This window comes from Janthinobacterium breve (assembly GCF_051380895.1).
GTDB lineage: Bacteria > Pseudomonadota > Gammaproteobacteria > Burkholderiales > Burkholderiaceae_D > Janthinobacterium.
Genome location: NZ_JBNYXY010000004.1, coordinates 178,211 through 202,448, shown reverse-complemented (window position 1 = coordinate 202,448; position 24,238 = coordinate 178,211). Strand labels below are relative to the sequence as shown.

The following is a 24,238-nucleotide window of genomic DNA, read 5'->3' as shown; positions in this document are numbered from 1 at the left end:
GTCAGCCGCCAGAAACCGCCTGTCGATAGACGAATTTTATGGCGTAAGGAAATAGTAGCACCTTGAAAAATTATTAAATACGCAAACAAGAAAACAAGATAACGTTTCTTTTTCGTCCCATTTCATGGAATAAAAACCGGCCCGCTGTCCTCCGGCCGCGCATTTGCATGGAAACCCGCGAAAAAAAACCGCAGGCCAGGCTGCGGTTTTGGTATCGACACCTTATTTCTTCGCTTCCTTCGGCTTCACCGGCACCAGGCTCAAATCCTGGAAGTCATAGCTGAAATCCGTCTCGGCCGACACGGGCGCCATCTTCACCCGGTCGATGCTGCCGTCGGGATTGAGCGAGAACGTCACGTAGGCGTCAGCGTTGAAGTTACGCTCCTTCCAGCGCACGATGAAGGTGTCGTGCTGCCAGTGTTCCAGCTCGCCTGTCAGGTCCGGCGTGCGCGTGAAGCTGAGGATGTGCTTCCTGCCCTCGGGTCGGATGGTGACCTTGCCATACCAGGCATCTTCATACTCGCCGTCATACGCTGCCAGCGGCAGCGATGGCTGCGATTTCGCCGCGCGCGCGCTCGACGCCTTGCCCTGTTTTTTCACCTCTTCCGCATGCTGGTCCTGCTCCACCTTGGCCACCAGTGCCAGCCAGTCCGACGGCGCCGCCTGCAGATAATGGTCGAGGATACGCCATTGCAGCGCCGTCATCGAACCGCCATTTTCCGCATTGGTGAGAATGGCCACGCCCAGCTTTGCTTCCGGCACCATCACCACGCGCGAATAAAATCCCTGCAACGCGCCGCCGTGCATGGCCACTTTCATGCCCTTGTAGTCGCGCAACTGGAAGCCCAGGCCATACGCGCTGAAGTTCGGCTTGGTCGCGGCCAGCTTTGGCTTCGGCTCGGCAATCTTGATCGGCGTTTGCGCCGTCCACATCTCGCGGCCCTGCTTTTCACTGAACAGGCGCGCTGGCTTGCCCTCCTTGTCCGTCACGCCGGAGATCTTGCCTTCGTCGAGCAGCACCATCATCCACTTGGCGATATCTTCCGCATTCGTGTTGATGCCGACGGCGCCCACGGCGTTCGGCACCGGCATGGATTTGACGGCGGCGATCTTGCCGTCGATCTTGCTGTGCGCATTGGCGACGTCGGGATTGCCAACGTTCTCGGCCAGGCTGGTGGTGGTGCCCGTCATGCCCAGCGGCGCCAGGATGCGTTCGTGCATGGCCTCGCCCCAGCTCTTTCCCGCCTTGTCTGCGATGATCTTGCCGGCGACGATGTACAGCAGGTTATCGTAGGCATAGCTGTTGCGAAAACTCGTGGCCGGGCGGATGTAGCGCAGCTTCTCGATGATCTCGTCGGTGCTGAACGTGGTGGTGGGCCACCACAGCAAGTCGCCGGCGCCCAGGCCCAGGCCACTGCGGTGCGTCAGCAAATCGCGGATGGTCATGGCGCCCGTCACGTAGGAATCGTGCATCTGGAAGCCTGGCAAGTGCTTCGTAACGGGATCGTCCCAGGCCAGCTTGCCCTCGTCAACCAGCATGGCCAGCGCTGCGGCCGTGAAGCCTTTCGAGTTCGATGCCACTTCGAACAGGGTCTTGGCGTCGACGGATGCCGGCTCGCCCAGCTTGCGTACGCCAAAGCCCTTGGCGGTGATGACCTTGCCATCCTTGACGATGGCGATCGCCATGCCGGGTACGTCGAAAACCTTCAGGGCGGTGGCGACGTCACGCTCAAGATCGAAAGCAGGCGCGGGCGCCGGCGCAGCGACGACGACGGGGGCATCGGCGGCCAGCGCCGGCATGGTGATGCTTGAAAACGCCAGCACGATGGCGGCGGCGAGACGGTTCATGGTATGCATGGTCAGGATGTCCAAAGAAGGTTCAATGCGCTTGCGCGGCCATCAGTTTGTCGACGCTTTCCTGCGTCACCGGGTGGTAGCGTGCGCGCGCCTGCGCATACACGTCCTTGGCCCAGGCATGGCCTTGCGGCGTCTTCATCAGCGCGCTATACAGGGGCACGACGAACTTCTGGCGGCCCACGCTCATCAGGAATGCCTGCAAGGGCTGCCGCACGTCGTAGCCGGCGTTCACGGCAGCGAGGTAAAAGCGGTAGGCCACTTCATTGTTGCCGCTCTTGCCCACACCGTAGACCTGGTCCAATTCGCGCAATTGCGCCGCGCTCGCCTTGTTGTTGATGTCGTTCAAGAAGTGCATCGATTCAATGGCGACCCACTTGTCCATGCCCAGCCCTTTCGTCGCCAGCTCACCCTTGAGCCAGGCGTCGCGGTGCTGGTCGAGCAGCGCCAGGCGCGGCGAGACAACGCGCTGCGCGCTGGCCGGCACGCCCGTGCCATACAGCCACTCATCGAGTTCCGCTTCCGGCATCACGTCCGGATGCTGCGCCAGCAGGTTCTTGCGCAGGTAGGTGATGAACTGCTCCGTCGTCACGCTCTGGAACGCGTGCTGGTCGAACCAGCCGCGCAGGAAGGGATCGAACACGGCACGGCCGGCACGGCGCTCCATGGTGGCCAGGAACCAGGCGCCTTTCGGGTAGATGATGCCGTCGTCCGTGTACGTTTCAGCGGGATTGGCATCCGCATCGCGCGTGATCAGCGCCGTTTTCGCCGCCGGCAATGTCTTGATCGACGCGGCCAGTTCTTCCTGGTCGACTTGCACGCCCATCTGCGCCACTTCGCTGCCATACAGCTGCTCGACGATGCGCGTGGTGACGTAGGTGGTGAAACCTTCGTTGAGCCACATGTGCTTCCACGACGCGTTGGTGACCAGGTTGCCCGACCATGAGTGGGCCAGTTCATGCGCGATCAGGTCGACCAGGCTGCGATCGCCCGCGATCATGGTCGGCGTGAGGAAAGTCAGGCGCGGGTTTTCCATGCCACCGTAGGGAAACGATGGCGGCAGCACGATCATGTCGTAGCGTCCCCATCCATACGGGCCATACAGCGCCTCGGCTGCCTGGATCATCTTTTCCGTGTCGGCCAGCTCGTATTCGGCCGCCTTGATGCGCGGCGGTTCGGCATACACGGCCGAACGGGGACCGAGCTTGCGCACTTCCAGTTCGCCGATGGCAATGGCCAGCAGGTACGATGGAATCGGCTGCGGCATCCTGAATTTCCAGCCGCCCTTGCCCGTCGCCTTTTCATCATTCTCGGCGCTCATCACGACGCGCATGCCGCTCGGCGCCTCGATGCGCGCGCTATAGGTAAAACGCACGGCCGGCGTATCCTGCGACGGCACCCACGAGCGGGCGTTGATGCTTTGCGACTGGCTGAACATGAAAGGCAGCTTGCCCGACATGGTCTGCTGCGGCGTGAGCCACTGCAGCGCGATGGCGTTGGGGGCCGTGTGATAGTAGACGCGGACCTTGCCCGGCTGGCCCGTGGTGGTGATGCGCAGCGCCTGGCCCTTTTCCGGGTCGGCCTTGTCCAGCTGGTACGGTGCCATCTGCCATGCGCCGCGCTTGTCCTGCACCTGCACTTTCGTGATCGACAAATCGCGCGTATCGAGCACCAGGGTGCGCGCCGCCGGGTCGATCCAGTTCAGCGACAACTCGGCATAGCCGGAGAGCGTCTTTTGCTTGAAATCGGCTTTCAGGTCCAGCTGCAGGTCGCGCGTGCGCACCTGGTCGTAGCGCGCGTAGCTGAGGGGGTCGGCGTGCGCAGCCAGGGTTACCTGGCAAAGTAGCGCACAGCCCAGGGCGCGCAGGAAGGTCAAAGTTTGCATGGTCGTCTTTTGAATGATTTGCGAAAGCCCCGGTCCGTGTGCGCCGAGGCGTCGCGCAGAATAGCACTTCCGGCGCAGGCCGGCAGAAAAAAAGCGCCGGACTGGCCGGCGCTGTTTCACTGTTTCTTCTCTGGCCGGGCTTCGGGCTTGGTCTCGACCTTGGCCTCGGGCGCCTTGAGCGGCGCATTAAAATCCTTCATCAGGTTATTCTTGTCGCGGTCCAGCTTGAACAGCTCCAGGCGCGATGGCGTGATTTTGCGCGGCCAGGCGTTGTTGCTGGTGTCGATATCGGCCGTCTCCCAGTACGGGTCCTGCACCAGCCCCACCATAGGCTCATCCGTGATGATGACCTTGCTGATCTTGTGCGGCGAGTAGCGCCACACTTCAGCCGGCACGCGCTCGATGATCTTCTTGCCGCTTTTCAGTTCGATTTCCAGGATCAGCGGCATCACCAGGCCACCGATGTTCGAAAAATCGACCAGGTACAGATGCTTGCCCATATTGCGCTGCTCGAGCAGTTTCCGCTCCCACGGCTCCAGCGCTTCCTGCTCTTCCGCATAGCTGTTGCGGTCCTTGTTGGTGACGGTGAATTCATCGTGCCGGTTATAGAAATCCTTCAGCGCGGGGTCCAGGTCCACCTTCTTTGGCAGCGCCTTGTTGCGCTGGTCCGAGATCGAGATGGGCTGCGCGGCCTTCTGCGCCTTCTTCCACGCCTTTTCCGTTTCTGGATTTTTCGTGCTCACGCCATATTCGCTGATGCCGTCGATGCTGATATCAACCGCATCGGTGGTATAAAACCAGCCGCGCCAGAACCAATCCAGGTCGGTGCCGGAAGCGTCTTCCATGGTGCGAAAAAAATCGGCCGGCGTGGGCCGCTTGAACTTCCAGCGCAAGGCGTATTGCTTGAAGGCGAAGTCAAACAGTTCACGCCCGAGTATCGTTTCGCGCAGGATGTTGAGCGCCGTGGCCGGCTTGTCGTAGGCGTTCGCCGTGAACTGCAGCAAAGACTCGGAATTGGTCATGATGGGCACCTGGTTCTGGCTGCGCATGTAGTCGACGATTTTGCGCGGCTCGCCATTCCAGGATGGGAAATGCTCTTCCCACGCCTGCTCGGCCAGGTACTGCAGGAAGGAATTGAGGCCCTCGTCCATCCACGTCCACTGGCGCTCGTCCGAGTTGACGATCATGGGAAAATAATTGTGGCCCACTTCATGGATGATCACGCTGATCAGGTCATACTTCGTCGTCTTCGAATATGTCAGCTCGCCCGTCTTCTTGTCCTTCACGGGACGCCCGCCATTGAACGAGATCATCGGATACTCCATGCCGCCCACGGCGCCATTGACGGAAATCGCGTTCGGATACGGATAGTCGAAACTGTACTTGTTGTATTGCTCGATGGCATGCACGACGGCGCGCGTGCTGTACTGCTGCCACAGCGGATTGCCCTCGTTAGGATAGTACGACATGGCCATCACGCGCTTGCCGCCGCTATTCAAACCCTGCGCGTCCCAGATGAACTTGCGGCTTGAGGCCCACGCCACGTCGCGCACATTGGCAGCCTTGAAGTGCCAGGTTTTCATCCCCGCTGCCCGCCCCTTTTCCGCTGCCAGCGCCTCGGCGGGCGTGATCACCAGCAGCGGCGTATTGCTGTTTTTCGCCAGCGCCAGGCGTTCGCGCTGCGCCGCGCTCAGCACGCTGGAAGGATTCTGCAGTTCGCCCGTGGCAGCCACCACGTGATCGGCCGGCACCGTCAGATACAGCTCGTAGTCGCCAAACTCCAGGGTAAATTCACCGGAGCCGAGGAACTGCTTGTGCTGCCAGCCGACGGCGTCGTAATACGCGGCCATGCGCGGGAACCACTGCGCAATCTGGAAAATCGTGTTCTTGTCGTCTTCAAAATATTCATAGCCGGAGCGCTCGACCAGCACCTTCTGGTCATTGATTCGATACGACCAGTCGATGCCAAAGCTGATGCTCTGGCCGGGCGCCAGCGCCACCGGCAAATCGATGCGCAGCATGGTCTGGTTGACGACATACGGCAGCGGCTTGCCGCTGGCCGCTTTCACGGCGGTGAGCTTGAAGCCGCCGTCGAATTCGCGGCCCGCATGGATGGCGCGCAAGTCCTCGAATTTCAGCGCTTCCTCTTCAGTGCCGCTGAGCCAGGCCTGGCGCGACGGCGCGCTCAGGACGCGGCGCTGGTCGGCATCCTGGCGCAAGCCATTCTGATCCAGCTGCAGCCACAGATACGCGAGGCTGTCCGGCGAGCGGTTGTAATAGGTGATCTGTTCACTGGCCGTGATTTCGCGGCGCGCTTCGTCCAAGGTGGCGCGGATCACGTAGTCGGCGCGCTGCTGCCAATAGGCGTGGCCCGGCGCGCCGGAGGCGGTGCGGTAGACGTTGGGCGTGGGCAGCAATTCTTCGAGCTGGCGGAACTTGTCGTCGAAGGGCGCGGCGGCGCAGAGGCCGGGCAAAGGAGCAAACAAGGTGAGGCACAAGGCAAGCAAGCGGACGAGGACCGGCATGGCGCATTCCATCTGGGAGTCGTGGACAGACTGCATTCTAAGTCGAGTCTGTTTGCAAATCGCTCATTGTTGTGGAAGTCCCACACACAAGGCCGCGTGGCGCCCCGGCGGCACTGGCGCGGACGCAGGCATTGGCGTATGATGCGCCTCGAACATTGGGGAGTAGTCGTCCCGCGGTCCCGCCGCGGGAACCTGTATCAACATAATTGGCCCGCAGGCCATGGTGCAGGTGGTTGCAGAACTTGACGAGACCATTGATCCAGGGCGGCCGCATGGGCCGGAGTCGCCCATGGATCATTGGTTAATTCGTCCGGCCCGCGTACCTCTTGCAATCTCATGGAAGCATTCCTCATCTCCACCGGCATCGTCGGTCTCGCTGAAATCGGCGACAAAACCCAACTCCTGGCCTTTCTGCTGGCTGCCAAATTCCGCAAGCCCTTGCCCATCGTGCTGGCGATTTTCGTCGCCACCATCGCCAACCACGCATTTGCCGCCGCCGTCGGCGCCTGGATCACCAGCATGCTGGGACCTGACGTGCTGCGCTGGGTACTGGGCGTGTCATTCCTGGCGATGGCCGCCTGGACCCTGATTCCCGACAAGCTCGATGAAGACGAAACGAAGCTGGCCAAGTATGGCGTCTTCCTGACCACCCTGATCGCCTTCTTCATGGCGGAAATGGGCGACAAGACGCAGGTGGCGACCGTGGCGCTGGCGGCGCGCTACCACGACATTGTTTCCGTCGTGCTGGGCACCACCTTCGGCATGATGCTGGCCAACGTGCCGGCCGTGTACCTGGGTGACAAGATCGCCAACCGCGTGTCGCTGCGCCTGGTGCACGGCATCGCGGCGCTGATCTTTGCCGTACTGGGCGTGGCAACCCTGCTGGGCGCGGGCGCAGCCCTGGGTTTCTGATGTAGCGAAAATAATTTCTCATTTACAATATTCATGTCCATAACTACAATGTCGCCGACATGAACACCGGCGCGGTGCTACCTGGTGGCCACCGCGCTTTCTTGAGGAATGTATGTATTTGAATGGAAAGATGGCGGCGCTGTGCCTGGCCGCCTGCGCAAGCCTGCTCCCCGCCGCCACGGCGTCACCCACGAACCACCAGACGGCAACGCAATCCGAGCCCGAAGTACGCACACGCGACCTGTTGCTGCTGGGCGCCGGCCTGATTCTGCTGCTGGGACGGCGCCGGCCCGAACACGACACGTGGCAAGATTAAAGCAACAGTAGCACCGCGTACTCGCGGCCCTCGTCACGCAGGGCGATGCTGTTGCCATCCTGCGCTACGCCATCGAGCGACAGTCCTGCAGGCCGCCCCTGTGCCTTTTCCACCGTGATGGCATAGCTGCTGGCACCGAAGCGATAATGCAGCTTGAAGCGGTCCCATTCGGCCGGCATGGTCGGCAGCAGGCGCAGCATGTTCGCTTCGCGCGTCAAGCCGAGCAGGGATTCGACGATCAGCCGGTACAGCCAGCCCGACGATCCCGTGTACCAGCTCCAGCCGCCGCGCCCCACGTGCGGCGCCACCGCATACACGTCGGCCGTCACCACATACGGTTCCACCTTGTAGCGTGCCACCGCTTGCGCGTCGACGCCATGGCGCACGGGGTTGATCATGCGCAGCAGTTCCCACGCCTTTTCGCCATCGCCCATGTGGGCAAACGCCATCGCCGTCCAGATGGCCGCATGCGTGTACTGACCGCCGTTCTCGCGCACGCCCGGCACATAACCGCGGATATAGCCGGGATTGAGATCGGATTTGTCGAACGGCGGATCGAGCAGCTGGATCACGCCAGAGTCACGGCGCACCAGGCGCGCATCGACCTGGCGCATGGCGCCGGCCACGCGCTCCTTGTTGGCCGCACCCGACAGCACGCCCCAGCTTTGCGAAATCGAATCGATCTGGCATTCCTCGTTCGTATGCGATCCCAATGGCGTGCCATCGTCAAAGTAGGCGCGCCGGTACCACTCGCCATCCCAGGCATGCTCCTCGACGTTGGCCGCCAGCTTGACGGCTTCGTCGCGGCAGAACTGGGCGAAAGCCGCATCGCCGCGCAGCACGGCCACGTCGGCGAAGCGCTGCAGCACTTCGTACAGGAAGAAGGCCAGCCACACGCTCTCGCCCTTGCCGTGCTCGCCCACCTTGTCCATGCCGTCGTTCCAGTCGCAGGAGCCCATCAGGGGCAAGCCATGCACGCCCAGGCGCAAGCCATGGCGGATGGCGCGCACGCAGTGCTCGTACAGGTCGGCCGACTCGCCCGAACGCACGGGCAGGTCGTAATACGAATCTTCCTCCGGCTTGACGGCGCGCCCTTCAATAAAGGGCGCCACTTCGGACAGCACGTTGACGTCGCCCGTGGCGATCACATAACGGCAAGCGGCCAGCGGCAGCCACAGGTAATCGTCGGAGCAATGCGTGCGCACGCCCCGGTCCGACGGCGGATGCCACCAGTGCTGTACGTCGCCTTCGACAAACTGGTGCGCCGCGCACAGCAGCAAATGGCCGCGCAACAGTTGCGGCGCCGTGTGGATCATGGCCATCGCATCTTGCAGCTGGTCGCGAAAACCATACGCGCCGCCCGACTGGTAATAGCCGCTGCGCGCCCACAAACGGCAGGCGATGGTCTGGTACATCAGCCAGCCATTGGCGATCACGTCCAGCGAAGGGTCGGGTGTTTCGATGCGCACGGCGCCCAAGGTACTTTCCCAGTGTGCGCGTACCGCGTCGAGCGCCATGCGGGCCGCATCCTTGCCCGCATGGCGCTGCACCATGGTGCTGGCATCGGCATTGCGGCGCCCGCCCACGCCGAGGAGGAAGACGATTTCGCGCTCCTGCCCCGGCTGCAGTTCAAACGGCACCTGGATCGCTGCGCACGGGTCCAGCCCCGTGCCCGCCTTGCCGGACAGGCGCACGCGGCGCAAGGCGGCCGGTCGTGCCAGGCTGCCGTTGCGGCCGATGAATTCATTGCGGTCGCAGGTGATGGAGCGGATGCTGGCGTCGGTGTTGAAAAAGCCGACCCGGCCCGAAAACTCCGTGTTGTAGTTATTGCGCGCAAACAGCGCGCCGCTGATCGTGTCGACTTCGGTCGCCACGTGCATGCCGGACTTGGCGCGCAGGTCGGCCAGCACCCATTCCACGTAGCCCGTGACGGACAGGCGGCGCGGCACGCCGCTGTCGTTGCGTACCTTGATCACGGAATATTTGACAGCCGCATCCAGCGCCACATAGGTGCACAGTTCCGTGGCGATGCCACCCTCGCTGTGTTCAAAAATGCTGTAGCCAAAGCCGTGGCGCGTCACGTAGTCGCCGCTGCCGCGCGCCGGCAGGGCCGACGGCGACCAGAACTGGCCACTCTGCTCGTCGCGCACGTAAAACGCTTCGCCGGACAAGTCGGATACGGGGTCGTTCTGCCATGGCGTGAGACGGAATTCATGCGCATTCTCGCTCCAGGTATACGCCTGACCTCCTTCGGACACCACCGTGCCGAATTGCGCATTGGCCAGTACGTTCGACCATGGCGCCGGCGTCTGTTGGCCTTCGCCCGTGGTGATCACGTATTCGCGCCCGTCGGGCGTAAAGCCGCCCAGGCCATTTTCCAGGATCAACGCGCGCTTTGGGGCCAAGTGCGGCACGCCGCCATGTTCGCGGGCAGGGTCCTGCAGCAGCGGCGGCATGCGCAGCACGGGGCTGGGCGGGCGCTTGACCTGCTCGGCCAAGGTTCCGCGCAAGTCGCTGATGATGGCGCGCGCCACCGATTGCAGCAAGATGCGGTCTTCATTGGCAATCTGCTCGGCCAGGCGCACGAAGATGCCGCCCGGGCGGTCGATCGCCTGCGCATCAATGCCCGAGGCGATCAGGCCCATGATCTGGTCGTGCAGCAGCTGGCGGTAGCCAGATTGTTCCTCGTACCAGATCACCAGGTCCACCACCAGCCCTTTCAGGCGCCAGTAGGCATGCGCCTGCACCATCTGGCGCGCCAGTTCGATATTGGCCGCGTCACGTATCTGCAGCAGCACGATGGGCAGGTCGCCCGAGATGGCATACGCCCACAGGCCGGACTGGCCGCGCTGGTTCTTGATCAGGATACCGGCTTCGGCGCGCAAGGCCGCATTCGGATAGATCACGGCATTGGCCAGGCGCGCATACAGCTGCGCATCGGCTTCGCTGGCATTCAACTGGCGCAGCACCACCTGGCTGTGCGTCCAGGCCAGTTCGAAGACGCGGTCGGCCAGGTGGCGGTCCTGGTATTTGTCGATTAGGTGCAGCGCCGCCTCGCGCTGCTCCACCATGCCGGTCACGCTGTCGACCGTCACGGCCTGGTCGGGTTCGAGCGTGATGACGTAGCGGATGGCCACGATGGGGTCGAGCACGGAACCGTGGCCACCACCGAGCGGACCACTCTCCTGCAGCGCCTGCGGCAGCTGCGCCGTGTTGCCGCGGCCGATGAAACGGGCGCGGTCCGTCTCGAACGACACGGCATAGTGCTCGATATCGTGCACGGTCATCACATGCAGCAGCCACGGCATCTGCTCTTCCTTCGAGCGGGGCCGGCGCGTGCACAAAATCGCATTTTCATGCGCCAGGATTTCCGTCTGCACGAACAGCTTGCTGAACGCGGGATGCGCCGCGTCAGCCGCCGCCGGCGCCATCACCACTTCGGCAAAGCTGGTGATCTCGATGCGCCGCTGGCGGTTCGAATTATTGCTGATGCGCGTGCGCCGGATTTCGATGTCGTCCTCGGGCGAGACGACGATTTCCGTGTACAGGTCCAGGCCATGGTCGGCACGGCGAAATTCCGCGCGCCCCTCGGAAAAGATCACCTCGTATTTCTTCGGTTCGGCCAAAGTCGGCTGATACGTGGTGGACCAGACGGCACCGTCGTCGAGGTCGCGCAGGTAGCAGAAGTTGCCCCAGTTGTCGCGCGTGCAGTCTTCGCGCCAGCGCGTCACGGACAGGTCTTTCCAGCGACTGTAGCTGCCGCCCGCATTGCTCACCATGACGTGGTAGCGGCCATTCGACAGCAGCTGCGTTTCGGGCACGGCGCTGTTGGCCTGCGTGAGGATGCGCGTCGGCATGGCCTGTTCGGGCGCGCCGCTGCGCAGCACTGCCAATTCGGCCGTGTTCGAGTAAAACGCACCTGCCTGCGGCGTACGTTCCTGCAGCACCAGCAAGGCCGATTGCAGCAGCGGATCGGACTCGAAGCGGCGCTGCATGGGGCGGTCATGCAGCAGGTAGCTGAGAGCCAGGAAGCCCATGCCCTGGTGGTGCACCATGAACGAGCGGATGACGGCGCTGCCCTGCCCGCGCGGCAGGCGCGCCGTGGTGAAGTCGATGGCCTCAAAAAACCCGTAGCGGCCCATGTAGCCGGCCGCCTGCATGCGCTGCAGGTTCTGGCACGACGCTTCCGGCTGCACCATCAGGCCCATCATGCTGGCGTACGGCGCCACCACCAGATCGTCGGCCAGGCCCCGCTTCAGGCCCAGCCCCGGCACGCCAAAGGCGCGATACTGGTAATTCAGGCTGGCATCGACCGTGTTGTAGCCGGACTCGGAAATCCCCCACGGTACATCGCGCTGGCGGCCATAGTCGATCTGCGCCTCGATGACGGAGTGATACGTCTGGTCGAGCAGGGTGTTGGGATAATTCGGCATCACCAGCAGAGGCATCAGGTACTCGAACATCGAGCCGCTCCACGACAGCAGCACGGGCTGCCCGGCCACCATGCACAGCTGGCGGCCCAGTGCAAACCAGTGCTCCTGCGGCAACTGGCCCTGGGCGATGGCGATGAAGCTGGCCAGGCGCACTTCGGAAGCGAGCAAGTCGTAGTAGCTGGGGTCCAGGCGCCGTTCGCTGACGTTGTAGCCGATGGCCAGCAGTTTCGTGGATGGGTTGTACAGAAACGCGTATTCGATCTGCGCGAAGTCGCGTGCCTGGCCCGCCGCATGGGCGATGTCGCGCATGTGGCGACCCGCCTGCTCGCGGCCTTGCACCAGCCATGCGGCCAGCTCGGAAGGCATACCTTCCGGTACCTCCAGATCGGCCAGTTCGCGTAGGGTCGGCACGCGCAGCCACGCCGCATCGAGGCCTGCCTGCGCCGCCCACGGCGCCAGTTGCAGCAACTCGGCCAGCGCCGCGCGGCACTGGCGCGCCAGCGCGCCGCTCCACATGGCTAGCTCGCCATCCTCGCTTTGCAGGGTCAGCGACAGCAGCGCGTCGGCCGCGCCATTCGCTGCACTCAGGTAGGCATGCCATTCGGGCAGGCTGGCTGGCGCGGCCGGCATCTGCAGCAGCGCCAGCGACGCGCGCACCTCCTTGCCTTCGCCTTCGGCGGCAATGAACTCCTGCAGTACCTGCGCCGTCGTGCGGATGCCGTCCACAATTTGCTGGCCCATGATGGGAGCGTCATACAGTTCCACCAGACCGGGCTGCAAGGTCAGCAGATGGCCGGCCAGGTTGCCGCTGTCGACCGTCGAGATATACATGGGCTGCAACGCCTTGAGCGTTTGCGTGTCGTACCAGTTGTAGAAATGGCCCTGGAAGCGCTCCAGTTCCCCCATGCTGCGCAAGGTGGCGCGGCTGCGCTCGATCAGCTGGCCCATGGTGAGATAGCCGAAGTCGTAGGCCGTCAGGTTGGCCAGCAGCGCCAGGCCGATATTCGTCGGCGAGGTGCGGTGCGCCACCACCAGGTTCGGATGCTCCTGCATGTTATCGGGCGGCAGCCAGTGATCGTCCGGTCCGACAAAGGTATCGAAATACGCCCAGGTCTTGCGCGCCACGCCATGCAGGAAACGCCCCTGCTCGGCCGACAGGCGCGCCACGGCCCGTTCGATGGGGCGGCTGATCCACCAGGCGATGGCGGGCGCGGCCAGCCATAGCAGCAGCACCAGGGCGGCAACCGGCAACGCTGCCGGGCGCCAGTGCAGCAAGGCAGCAAAGGTGGCCAGTGCCAGCGCTGGCGAGCACCACATGGCGCGCCAGCTGTCTGTCTGCGAGCCGGAAGACGTATGCAGGTTCGAGGCACGCCAGTCGAGCAAATGCTTGTGCGACATGCCCAGGCGCCACAGGGTACGGGCTATGGCGTCCAGGCTGATCCAGGCCTCATAGGGCAGGAAGACGAGGGTCAGCATGGCATGCGAAAACTGTACGCCGCAGCGCCGCTCGAACGCTGCCAGATGCTGACGCCACAGGGTGTCGCGCGGTTTGCGCAACAGATCGTACAGTGCGGAAAAGACGGGCGGCAGGAAGATGATGGCCAGCACGGCCGCGCTCCAGAATGCCACGTGCGGCAAAAAGCCCCACACCAGCAGCAGCGACAAGGTGGTAGCCGGCGCCACGATGCTGCGGCGCAGGTTGTCGAACAGCTTCCAGCGCGACAGCATCGACAGGGGATTGCGTTCGCGCTTGCCGGCGCGGCCCGGCACGCGGCCCAGCAACCAGCCGATCAGCTGCCAGTCGCCGCGTATCCAGCGCTGGCGGCGGCTGACGTCGGCATCATAACGGGCGGGGTATTCTTCATACAGTTGCGAGTCGCTGAGCAAGCCGGCGCGCAGGTAGCAGCCTTCCAATAAATCATGGCTGAGGATTTTATTGTCGGGCAGTCGCTGTCCCAGCACGCGCTCGAACATGTCGAGGTCATAGATGCCCTTGCCGATGAAAGAGCCTTCATAAAACACGTCCTGGTACAGGTCCGAGACGGTGCGCGTGTAGGGATCGATGCCCGGTTCGCCGCCACACAGCAGCTCGTAGCGTGAAGCGTTCGCGCTGGGCAGCGCCACGGCCACGCGCGGCTGCAAGATGCCGTAGCCGGCCACCACGCGCGTGCCGGCTGCGTCGAGCACGGGTCGGTTCAGCGGGTGCATCATGGTGGCGATGAATTCGCGCGCCGCGTCGCGCGGCAGCTGCGTATCGGTGTCGAGCGTGATCACGTATTTGATCGTGCGCAGGCCACGCAACTCGCCTTCCACCAGCGAGAATTTGTCGCGCGCGCCGCCGCGCAGAAACGCGTGCAGGTCGGACAATTTGCCGCGCTTGCGCTCCTGCCCCATCCAGGCATTCTGCTGCGAATTCCACAGGCGCGGACGGTGCAACAGCAGGAACGGCCCCATATGCCCCAGCTCTTCGCGTTCGGCCGGGTCGCCGTTTTCCTTGAACTCGCTGCCCTCCACACGGTACTTGTCGTTCAAGCCACGGATGGTGTCCTGCGCCTGGCGCAGCAAGGCTGCGTCACCGGGCATCGTTTGCGCATCCGCGTCGACAAAGTCGGTCAGCAGGCAGAAACGCAGGTTCGGATCGCGGTTGGCCAGGTAGCGCACTTCCAGCGCCTCGCACAAGGCTGCCACGTTTTCCTCGCTGTAGATCAGGGTCGGCACCACCACGATGCCGCGCCCGTCCGACGGAATGCCGGCTTGGTAATCCATGCGCGGCAGCGGATGGGGCGACGTCATCAGGGTCGCCAGCCAGTTCACCATGGCCACGGCCAGCTGGCTGCTGCCCAGCAGCGCCAGCGCACCCAGCGCCACCAGTGGCCAGCCCTGCACGCCATGGCGCACGGCGCGCTCGAGCAGCAGCGCGCTCGTCGCCAGGCTCAGGAAGCAGATCGCGCCGAGGTAGACGGCCAGCGGCGCGGCGCGCGCCGTATGCTGCAGCGCCACGATGAAGGGCAGCTTCGCGCCGGCCTGCTTTTCCAGCACCAGCACGCCGCGCCCCACCAGGTAAAAGCCGATATGGCCACGGCGCGCATCATTGCCGTTGCCGTGCGTGTGCGCCAGTTGCACCACCATCTCGGCCACTTCCACTTCGCTGCGCGCGCTGCGCCGTGCGATGCGCTCGATGACGTGGCGATAGCTGTCGCGCGTGGCGAAATCCATCAAGCCGTAGGTGCCGGCCGGGTCCAGCCGCAAGGTCTGCTCGACGACGCTCATGGTCTCGACAAATTCCTGCCAATCCATGGTGCCCAGAAAACGCAGGCTGCCGATGCTGTTGGCAATCGACACCTGGTCGGCCGCCTGCTGCCCGATCTCGGACTGGATCTGCTGCTCGATGGTGAGACCCGATTCGGCCAGCTTGTGCGTCAGCCACGACAGGGCCAGGGTCAGCGACGAACTTTGTCCCTGCAGGCGGCGCGACAATTCGGCCACGAAGGCGCTGGTCATCGGCGGATTCGAGCGCGCCATGTCGGCTACCAGCAGGATCAAGCCGCTGGGATTGCGCTCGGCGATGTCCGTCATCTGGTCGGCCCATGTATTGGCCAGGTCACGCTGCATGCGGTCATCGGCCACGCGCACGGCCACGCGGCGCAGGTTTTCGATCAGGGCCAGGCGCAGCATGATGGGCACGGCCCACAATTCGCCCAGGGTCAGGGTGGCGACATCCTGGTAGGCCTCGATGAAATGACACAGGTTTTCCAGGTCGACCCGGCCATCGCCATGCGAGATGATTTCCAGCGCAATTTTATACACGCGCGGACAGCCCGCGTCCACGCCCGACGTCAGCCGTGGCAGCTCCTTGCTGTAGTTCTTCGGCAAGTGGCGCCGCGTGGTGCGGATCTGCTCTTCGATCAGGTAAAAATTATCCAGCAGCCACTCCGAGGCGGGCGTGACCTGACGCCCGCTCTTGACGGTGGCCGTCAGTTCGTTGACGGTGGCCGTGATCAGCGCCGCATTGTCGGCCAGGCGCGCCAACAAGCGGTCGCGGCCATGATGCCGTCCCACCGCATGGCCGGCGGCCACATGCTTGCCGTGGGCGGCCATCTGCATGGCGCTGAATAACTCGGAGCGCAGGGGCAAGGCATCGTCGCGCGCAGCGTCGAAACTGTCCGGTGCAAGGGGATGGTCGCGGAAGATTTCCTTGAATTTGGAAATCTGTTCCTTGACCTGCTGCGTGACTACTGCGGTGTACTCTTTCAACTTGGCCTCGCTAGGTGCGCGCAGGCAGCCGGCGGCCACCGTCACGCCAGCCCAGTCTGGAAGAACACGATCGGACACTGGCGAAGACGGAAAGCGAAGCGCCGGAGCGTTGCGACGAATCTCAGGGTATAGGGAGATTTTCTGAACTTCATCGTAGGTGCGCGCTGTGCGCAAGACCGTGCGCTAGCGTACATACCCGAGGTTTTAGGGACGTGCAGGCAAAGAAATCAGCCCGTTCAGAGTAGAAAAATGTCTAGAGGAAATGAAGGGGAGAAAATGAACTGAAACACCGTGCCAATGATGGCACGGTGCAACATTCCAGAGGAGAAACTTCAGCCCCGTCAAGCCGCGATGGCCAGCGGGTGACGCGTCGCTTCCGCCATCGCCATGCCGCCATTGAGTTGCCATGCAGCAGCATGGCCCAGGCGGCGCAGACAGGCGGCGGCACGCGCGCTGCGGTTGCCGCTGCGGCAGAAAAAGACCAGGGGGCGCTGTGGCTGCTGCAGCCATGCGGCCACCTGTCCTGCCAGGCGGCTCAGCGGTACGCTGTGCACGGCGCAGCCCTCGAACACCGTGCCGGCGCAGGCCGCGTGTTCATACGCTTCGCGCACGTCGACGAGGATGGCGTCGGGATGCTGGCGCAGGAAGGCGGGCAGGCCGGCCGCATCGAGCTGCAGTTCGGCGGTCGGCACGAGGCCGTCCTGCACCGTGCGCACGGTGCTGCAGATGCTGCCGTCGTCGCATGCGCCGCACAGCACGGTATCTTGCGTCACCAGCGCCGCATCCAGCAAGGGCGTCAGCGCCCCGGGCGCCAGGGTGCCGATGAAGGCGAAGCGCTGCCCCAGCAGGTACACATGGGTGGCATGATCTTGGCCGCACTCGATCCGGCGCAGGCGCTGCTGGCCCAGCTCCAGCTCACCGTCGATATCGATGCGACCCACCTGTTCGATAGCGAGTTCCTGCAGCAACGCCAGGCGCGCCGCGCCATGGTCGGCGGGCGCTGCCGTGTGCACGATGGCGCGCAAGGCCAGGTGCTGGCAGCGGATGAAGGCGGCCAGGCGCGGCACCAGCGCGGCGACAGGATCGATGACGACACAACTGGCGCTGGCAGCGTCGCTGAGCAGCCAGGTGCACTGGTCATCCACGCTCAGCTGAATTATGCCGTCCTGCGCGCCGTCCTGCGGCGATGGCGCCAGCGCCGACGGCAGCAAACAGCTGCTGCGCAAGGCCTCGCCGCAACGCTCGATGCGCGCGCAGGCGGCGTCTATCGTCGCTGCGTCAATCAGGGGGCCGAACGACAGACGGATGGCCGAGCTGGCACGCCATTGCGGCACGTGCATGGCTTCCAGCACATAGCTGGGCAGGGCCTTGGCGGCGGAACAGGCGCTGCCAGAGCTGACGCGCACGCGCGCCGCATCGAACAGGTCCAGCAGCTCTTTCGAGGACAGGCCGGGCACGGAAAAATTGAGCGTGGTCGGTAGCGACAAGTCGAACGGCATATTGAAGACGATGCCGGGGAAAGCGCGTTCCAGGCTGGCCACCAGCTGCTCGCGGAAAGCGGCCAGGTCGGCGTGGCTGCGGAAGGTCTTGCCATCGTCCAGCGCGGCCAGCACGGCGCCCAGGGCGGCGATGCCGGCCATGTTCTCCGTACCCGAGCGCAGGCCCGCTTCCTGGCCGCCGCCCATCATCAACGGTGTAAAGGGCACGCCGGCGCGCACGTACAGCATGCCGATGCCCTTGGGCGCATACAGCTTGTGGCCGGAAAACGGCGCGTAATCGATGCGCGTGGCGGCCAGATTCAGTTTCAGCTTGCCCAGCGCCTGCACGCAATCGACCATCCAGTAGGCGTCTGCACCGCGTTCCTGCAGCAGCTGCGCGATGGCGGACAAATCGCTGATGACGCCCGTTTCATTGTTGGCCGCCATCGTGCACAGCATGGCCGCCTCGCCGATCAGCGCACCGAGTGCCTGCAGATCGTGGCGCCCCTGCGCATCGACGGGCAGCTTGCGCACTTCCAGGTTCAGGCCCAGCAGGCGGTTCCAGTGCGCCAGGCTTTCCGGCACGGCCTTGTGCTCGGTCGCGCCATACAGCAGCAAACTGCCGATGTGCTTGCCTTGCGCGCGCCGCTCGCGCAGCGCGCACAAGGCCGACAGCACGGCCGTCTGGATGCCTTCGGTAGCGCCGCTATTGAACATCAAGCGGCCATCGCCCACGCCCAGCAAGCGGCTGGCGCGCTGGCGTACGCCATCCATCATGGCCTTGGCCTGCAATCCCGTGGCGTGAGTGCTGCTGGGATTGCCATAGCCCTGCTCCATCGCTTGCCGGGCGGCGGCAACGGCGGCGGGCAGCACGCAAGTGGTGGCATTGCTGTCGAGGTAGATTTCTTTCATGATGGCCGTCTGAGTATTCTATAAAAAGGGTGCAGCTAAAAAAGGCACAGCGCAGGCGTCTGGAACGTATGGATAGTCTACTGGCACGCTGCCGTGAAGATATGCCAAAAGACACTGCAAACGAGTTAATATGTAGCATATGCATGCTACAAAATAGAAAATAGAAAAATGAATTCACCAAACACATCGCTCGATAAATTCGACTGTGCCATCCTCGCCGCCCTACAGCAGGATGGCACCCTGTCGATCGCCGCCCTCAGCGAGAAGATCGGCTTGTCCAGCACGCCCTGCTGGAAACGCGTCAAGCGCTTGGAAGAAGAGGGCTATATCGAGAGTCGCGTGGCCATCGTCAACCGGCAAAAAGTAGGCTTGCCCGTGACCGTATTCGTCAGCGTGCGCACGGGACAGCACGATGAAAAATGGCTGCGCCGCTTTGCCGCCGCCGTCATTGTCTTGCCCGAGGTACAGGAATTTCACCGTATGAGCGGCGACATCGACTACCTGCTGAAAGTCGTCACCACCGACATCAAGGGTTACGATACCTTTTATAAAAAGCTCATCAAGGCCGTACAACTGACAGGCGTGTCGTCCGCCTTTTCCATGGAGCAAATCAAGTGCAGCACGGAATTGCCGCTGGAATTGATCGCCCACGGCTTGCCTGCCTGAACATTTTTTCACCCGGCACGGATGCGCATGAGCAGCGATTATGTGCGCGAGCGCGTCGTCGGCCAGGAACTGCCAGCCCAGGTAGGCGAAATCCGCAACGATGTGCTGCGCCAGATCAACCAACCGCTGTCGGTGGTGCAAACGATGGCCAATGATATCTTTCTGCAAGACTGGGAAGACGCAAGCCTGACGGAAAACGGCCTAGCCACGTTCCAGCGCTACACCAAAAAGCTCAAGGAAAAAAACAAGGCGGCCGTCGTCAGCTGGAGTTCGCAAACTGCGTCCAGGTACATGACCGATGCTGGCCTGATCCGCACACTGGACAAGCAACAGCCATCCGATCATTGGTTCTTCAGCATGCTCGACGAAAACAAACAGCACACGATCAACCTGGACCGCGATCCAGCCTCGGGCAGTTTCATGCTGTTTCTGAATGCGCGGGGCCAGACGGCCGGTGGCAAGGCCGTCATTGCAGGCATGGGCTTGAGCGTCGATGCCATGGCCGACACCATCCGCAGCTACAAGATCGGCCAGACCGGCCATGTCTACCTGGTGCGCGCCGACGGCAGCTTCCTGATCCACCGCGACCCGGCCCTGGCCGACGGCAAGCATCAACTCAAGGAGTTGCCCGGCTTTAGCGATACCCTAAGCAAGAGCCTGCTGACGGGCAAGAAATACGCGTACGCCATCTACGATGCGCCTGCGGGACGCCAGTTCGTCGCCGCCTCCTTCGTACCGGAACTCAAGCTGTATGTGATGGCTGAAGTGCCGGAGACGGAAGTGCTGGGCAATGTCACGCGTTCGGCCCTGATCGCCGCCTTGATCGCCGGCCTGGTCGGTGCGCTGGCCGCCGCCTTCAACCGCTTCGTCGCATCGCTGAACGTAACGATACGCGAAGTTCGCGACAGTACCGGGGCTATTGCGAGCGCATCGAGCCAGATCGCCTCGGGTAACCTTGACCTGTCGGCGCGCACGGAAACCCAGACATCGAGCCTGGAAGAGACAGCGGCGGCAATGGAAGAACTGACGTCGACCGTAAAACAGAACGCGGACAATGCGCGCCAGGCGAACCAGCTGGTGGTATCGGCCTCGAGCCACGCCGTTAAGGGGGGTGAGGTGGTGGGCCAGGTGGTGCAGACGATGGGCGCGATTACAGAAAGTTCGCGCAAGATCGCCGACATTATCGGCGTGATCGACGGCATTGCCTTTCAAACCAATATCCTCGCCCTGAACGCGGCAGTCGAGGCGGCGCGCGCGGGAGAGCAGGGCCGCGGCTTTGCCGTGGTGGCGACAGAAGTGCGCAACCTGGCGCAACGCTCGGCAGCGGCGGCCCGGGAAATCAAGGACTTGATCGTCGACTCGGGCAGCAAGGTGGAAGCAGGCAGCAAGCTGGTCGACTCCGCCGGCGCCACCATGCAAGACATCGTCGTGTCGGTCCAGAGGGTCGCCGACCTGATGGGAGAAATCGCTTCAGCCAGCCAGGAGCAAAGCCAGGGCATCGCGCAAGTCAATGCCACCGTCACGCAGATGGATGACGCGACCCAGCAAAATGCGGCCCTGGTGGAAGAGGCGGCAGCAGCAGCCCAATCCTTGCAAGATCAGGCTGGCAGGCTGGCACAGGTGGTCAGCGTCTTCAAGCTGGAAGAAACGGGGCATGCGGCGCCGCAGCAACCGGCCCGCAAGCCAGCGCTGGCCAAGGCGTCCCGCCCGGCGCTGACCAATGCAGCGGTCCCCGCCGCGCGCCCGAAAGCGCCGGCCAGCGGTGCGTGGGAAGAGTTTTAAAGGCGATTAAAGCGCCGGCGCTTTCACGCTCGCCGCTTGCTTGAAGAAATCATAAATGCCGCTCTCGCTCATGCGGCGTGCATTCGCCAGTTCGCCGCCCTTGGTGGCGTACAGCACCTGGTTGTTGTCGCTCGATACGAGCACGGCAGCCGGGATGCCTTTTTTGAGCGGATTGCCATAGGTTTGCGCCACGTCCAGGTTATGGTCGAAGTTACCCACGTCGACCTTGACGACCTTGAACTGCTGTTGCATCAACTCGGCGTTCTTGCCTTCCTTCAATGCCTTGTCGAGCGCACGGCAATCCTCGCACCAGTTGGCGCCAAAGATCAGCAAGACAGGAACGTGGGCCGCCTTGGCCTCGGCCAGCGCGCGGGCCACGTCGGCCTTGGCGTCGGCTGCCGCGTTGTACGGCAAGTGCGGCGTGGCGACAGGGTTGGCCGGTGTCGGGGCGGCGGCAACGGCGGTGCCGGCAAGCAGCAGGCTGGCAAGGAAAAGGGAAACGCAAAGGGAAAGGCGCATGCAGGGCTCCTGAGAGAAATCGTGAGGCCAGCTGGCCAGTTGCCAGCGGGCGTGACTGTCTAGAATATGCCTGCTTGTGGGAAATATCCACCATTTAATTGCACTGTGCTTATGCGGAAAACGTATAAGCATCACCAAGTAGAAGCTACTGGAGCATGACAGATACCCTGCCCCCATCGCAGCCCCAGGAAGCTGCTGGCACGGCATGGCTTGCAGGCCGTCTGTGCCGAGGACTAGGCTCCGCCGGCAGCGAAATGGAACGCATGGGATAATGTCGGGCTCACACTGAGCAACGCCGCCCGAACGCGCCCTCCTCCATGACGACTTCTTTCCTGGCACGCTGGCTGCCGCAACCGAACAACGGCAGCCGCCGCGAACAATTGCGCGCCTGCGCGGGCGCCATCTGCGGTTTGCTGCTGACGGGCCTGATCTGCCATTTCCTGCTGGCCCCCGACAGCGCCAGCGTCTACCTGATCGCGCCCATGGGCGCCTCGGCCGTGCTGCTGTTTTGCCTGCCAGCCAGCCCGCTGGCGCAACCGTGGTCCGTGGTGGGCGGCAATGTGGTCTCCGGCATGGTGGGCATGGCCTGTGTGAAATGGCTGGGCCCCAGCGTGGGCGTGGCGGCGCTGGCCGCCTGCGTGGCCATCGCCGCCATGTTTGCCCTGCGTTGCCTGCATCCGCCGGGCGGCGCCGTGGCCCTGACCACCGTGGTCGGCGGCGCCAGCGTGCATGCGGCCGGCTTTGAATTCGTCTTCATCACCGTGCTGTTCAATTCAGCCGTACTGGTCGCCTGCGCCGTGCTGTACAACAACCTGACGGGACGCCGCTACCCGCACACCCAGCAACTGGTCGCGCCGCATCCACACGCCACCAAGGATGACATCCCCAGCACCCGCCTGGGATTTTCGCCGGATGATCTCGATGCCGTCTTGCGCCAGCACAGCGAAGTGCTCGACATCAGCCGCGACGATTTGCAGGCAATCTTCCTGCAAACGGAAATGCGCGCCTACCAGCGCCGCTTCGGCGTCGTCACCTGCGCCGACATCATGTCGAAGGACGTGCTCAGCGTGGAATTCGGCACGCCGCTCGATGTTGCCTGGCGCACCATGCGCGAGCACGATGTGGGCGCCCTGCCCGTCGTCAACCGGGCGCGCCGGGTCATCGGCATCATCACACAAACGGATTTCCTGCGCCATGGCGGCCTCGACGATTATCAGGGCATGCGCCAGCGCCTGCGAGGCCTGCTGCAGCGCAGCGGCCTCACCCACAGCGACAAGCCCGAAGTGGTGGGCCAGTTGATGACGCCGTCGCCACACACGGCCCGCCTGGGCACGCCCATCATCGACCTGGTGCCCCTGATGGCCGACGCCGGCTATCACCATATTCCCATCCTCGACGATGAAGAGCGCCTGGCCGGCATCATCAGCCAGTCCGACCTGATGGCGGCCTTATATGAAAGCCGCTTTGCCGAGGCGGCCGCATGACGCCATTCCAGGCACTGCTGACGGGCCCCGATGGCGGCCCGGCTGGCACGGCCGTCAGCGCGCATTTTTTCGGCAGGCAGTTGGCCATCGACGCGCCCGGCCATAACGTGGATGTGGCGCAACTGGTCGTCAGCGTGGGCGGTGTCGACGGGCCGGAACTGTTCCTGAACTGGCTCGACGCACAAGGACGGCAAGCGTCGCTCAAGCCGCTGACAGCGAGCGACATCGCCATCGTCTTGCGCGAAGCGCCGGCCGCGCTGCAGCCGCAACTGCAGCGCCTGTGGGGGGAGCGCCAGCGCAACCGGCGACAAGTGTCGGGCTGGCTGGCCGGTTTGACGGGCGCGGCCGTGGTCGCCTCTGCCCTGCTGTGGTGGCAAGGCGGAAACGCCATCGGCGCGCTGGCGGGATGGATCCCCTTGTCGACGGAAAAACAGCTGGGCGAACTGGCCCTGGCGCAAGTGCGCGCGCAGGGCGGCATCCATGACAGCGGCGTGGCGCAACAAACGGTGCAGGACATCGGCCGCATGCTGACGGCCGGTTCGCGCTACCAATACCGTTGGCTGGTCAAGCAGGACGACACGGTCAACGCCTTTGCCATGCCAGGCGGCATCATCGTCGTGCATACGGGATTGCTGCGCCAGGCAGGCGACCCGGGCGAGCTGGCCGGCGTGCTGGCGCATGAAGTGCAGCACGTGGAACAGCGCCATTCGCTGCGGCAAATGATCAGCAGCCTGGGCTGGGGCGCCCTGATGGGCGTGACCATCGGCGACATCAGCGCCGTGGTCGCCATGCTGGCGCACCAGGCCGGCACCCTGTATTTCAGCCGCGACATGGAAGAGGAAGCGGACCGGCTCGGCTTGCTTGCCTTGCAGCGCGCACACATCCGTCCCGACGGCATGCTGCGCTTTTTTCAGATGCTCGATGACAAGGATAAAGGGGCGACACCGGGCTGGATTTCCTCGCACCCGCAAACGGCGGCGCGCGCCCGGCAGATCCGCAGTCTGATCGCCGCCACGCCCTGCCCCGCCTGCGTCCCATTGGCCAGCCAGCACTGGCAGGCCATGAAAGCGGCCCTGCCGCCTACGGCGAAATAGCAACATTCCCACCCTATAATTTATCCAAACGCACTGGGCAATGGCGTATGCTTACGCCCCGGCTGCTCCTTCGCGAGCGGTCACCCCGACCTCGCTACGCCCCCGTTCATTCTCCTCCTTACAA

Annotated in this window: 12 protein-coding genes and 1 riboswitch; of the genes, 6 read left to right on the top strand and 6 right to left on the bottom strand. The window is 63.6% G+C overall.

Annotated features, from left to right (window positions below; all coding sequences use genetic code 11):
• Positions 1-222: 222 nt before the first annotated feature.
• The 3 genes from ACQ4W0_RS08880 to ACQ4W0_RS08870 all read right to left on the bottom strand — a co-directional run bounded on the left by ACQ4W0_RS08880 (position 223) and on the right by ACQ4W0_RS08870 (position 6,264).
• Positions 223-1,857, bottom strand: coding sequence for a serine hydrolase (locus ACQ4W0_RS08880; protein WP_436576422.1), 1,635 nt, complete (start codon positions 1,855-1,857; stop codon positions 223-225).
• Positions 1,858-1,879: 22 nt separating this feature from the next.
• Entirely contained in the window at positions 1,880-3,739 is a 1,860-nt protein-coding gene (locus ACQ4W0_RS08875) for a M1 family metallopeptidase (protein WP_436576421.1), read from the bottom strand.
• Between the two features lie 116 nt (positions 3,740-3,855).
• Positions 3,856-6,264: a M1 family aminopeptidase gene (locus ACQ4W0_RS08870; protein ID WP_436576420.1), complete on the bottom strand. Its 2,409-nt coding sequence runs from the start codon at positions 6,262-6,264 to the stop codon at positions 3,856-3,858.
• A 145-nt stretch (positions 6,265-6,409) separates the two neighbouring features.
• Positions 6,410-6,579: riboswitch (yybP-ykoY riboswitch) on the top strand.
• Positions 6,580-6,600: 21 nt separating this feature from the next.
• Between ACQ4W0_RS08870 and ACQ4W0_RS08865 the strand changes: the two genes are divergently transcribed.
• Together ACQ4W0_RS08865 and ACQ4W0_RS08860 are read left to right on the top strand one after the other, a co-directional pair.
• A complete protein-coding gene (locus tag ACQ4W0_RS08865; RefSeq protein ID WP_436576419.1) occupies positions 6,601-7,176 on the top strand; it encodes a TMEM165/GDT1 family protein in 576 nt (191 codons plus the stop codon).
• Positions 7,177-7,288: 112 nt separating this feature from the next.
• Complete coding sequence (locus ACQ4W0_RS08860; protein WP_436576418.1) at positions 7,289-7,492, top strand: hypothetical protein; 204 nt, start codon at positions 7,289-7,291, stop codon at positions 7,490-7,492.
• Here ACQ4W0_RS08860 and ACQ4W0_RS08855 read toward each other — a convergent pair.
• On the bottom strand, positions 7,489-16,116 hold the full coding sequence (locus ACQ4W0_RS08855; protein WP_436576639.1) for a glycoside hydrolase family 94 protein: 8,628 nt from the start codon (positions 16,114-16,116) through the stop codon (positions 7,489-7,491). The genes ACQ4W0_RS08860 and ACQ4W0_RS08855 overlap by 4 nt on opposite strands.
• 404 nt (positions 16,117-16,520) lie before the next feature.
• Positions 16,521-18,569, bottom strand: a complete 2,049-nt coding sequence (locus ACQ4W0_RS08850) for an aminotransferase class V-fold PLP-dependent enzyme (RefSeq protein WP_436576417.1) — start codon at positions 18,567-18,569, stop codon at positions 16,521-16,523.
• 168 nt (positions 18,570-18,737) lie between these two features.
• On the opposite strand from ACQ4W0_RS08850, the gene ACQ4W0_RS08845 reads away from it, so the two are divergent.
• Positions 18,738-19,235, top strand: a complete 498-nt coding sequence (locus tag ACQ4W0_RS08845) for an Lrp/AsnC family transcriptional regulator (protein ID WP_034783259.1) — start codon at positions 18,738-18,740, stop codon at positions 19,233-19,235.
• Positions 19,236-19,262: 27 nt separating this feature from the next.
• Positions 19,263-21,017 carry a methyl-accepting chemotaxis protein gene (locus tag ACQ4W0_RS08840; RefSeq protein WP_436576416.1) on the top strand — a complete coding sequence of 585 codons (1,755 nt, stop codon included), beginning with the start codon at positions 19,263-19,265 and terminating at the stop codon, positions 21,015-21,017.
• A gap of 6 nt (positions 21,018-21,023) precedes the next feature.
• Here ACQ4W0_RS08840 and ACQ4W0_RS08835 read toward each other — a convergent pair whose 3' ends face one another.
• On the bottom strand, positions 21,024-21,536 hold the full coding sequence (locus ACQ4W0_RS08835; protein ID WP_436576415.1) for a thioredoxin family protein: 513 nt from the start codon (positions 21,534-21,536) through the stop codon (positions 21,024-21,026).
• 317 nt (positions 21,537-21,853) lie between these two features.
• On the opposite strand from ACQ4W0_RS08835, the gene ACQ4W0_RS08830 reads away from it, so the two are divergent.
• Both ACQ4W0_RS08830 and ACQ4W0_RS08825 read left to right on the top strand, forming a co-directional pair.
• Complete coding sequence (locus ACQ4W0_RS08830) at positions 21,854-23,020, top strand: HPP family protein (protein WP_436576414.1); 1,167 nt, start codon at positions 21,854-21,856, stop codon at positions 23,018-23,020.
• Complete coding sequence (locus tag ACQ4W0_RS08825; RefSeq protein WP_436576413.1) at positions 23,017-24,114, top strand: M48 family metallopeptidase; 1,098 nt, start codon at positions 23,017-23,019, stop codon at positions 24,112-24,114. The genes ACQ4W0_RS08830 and ACQ4W0_RS08825 overlap by 4 nt, the downstream gene beginning before the upstream one ends.
• Positions 24,115-24,238 lie beyond the last annotated feature (124 nt).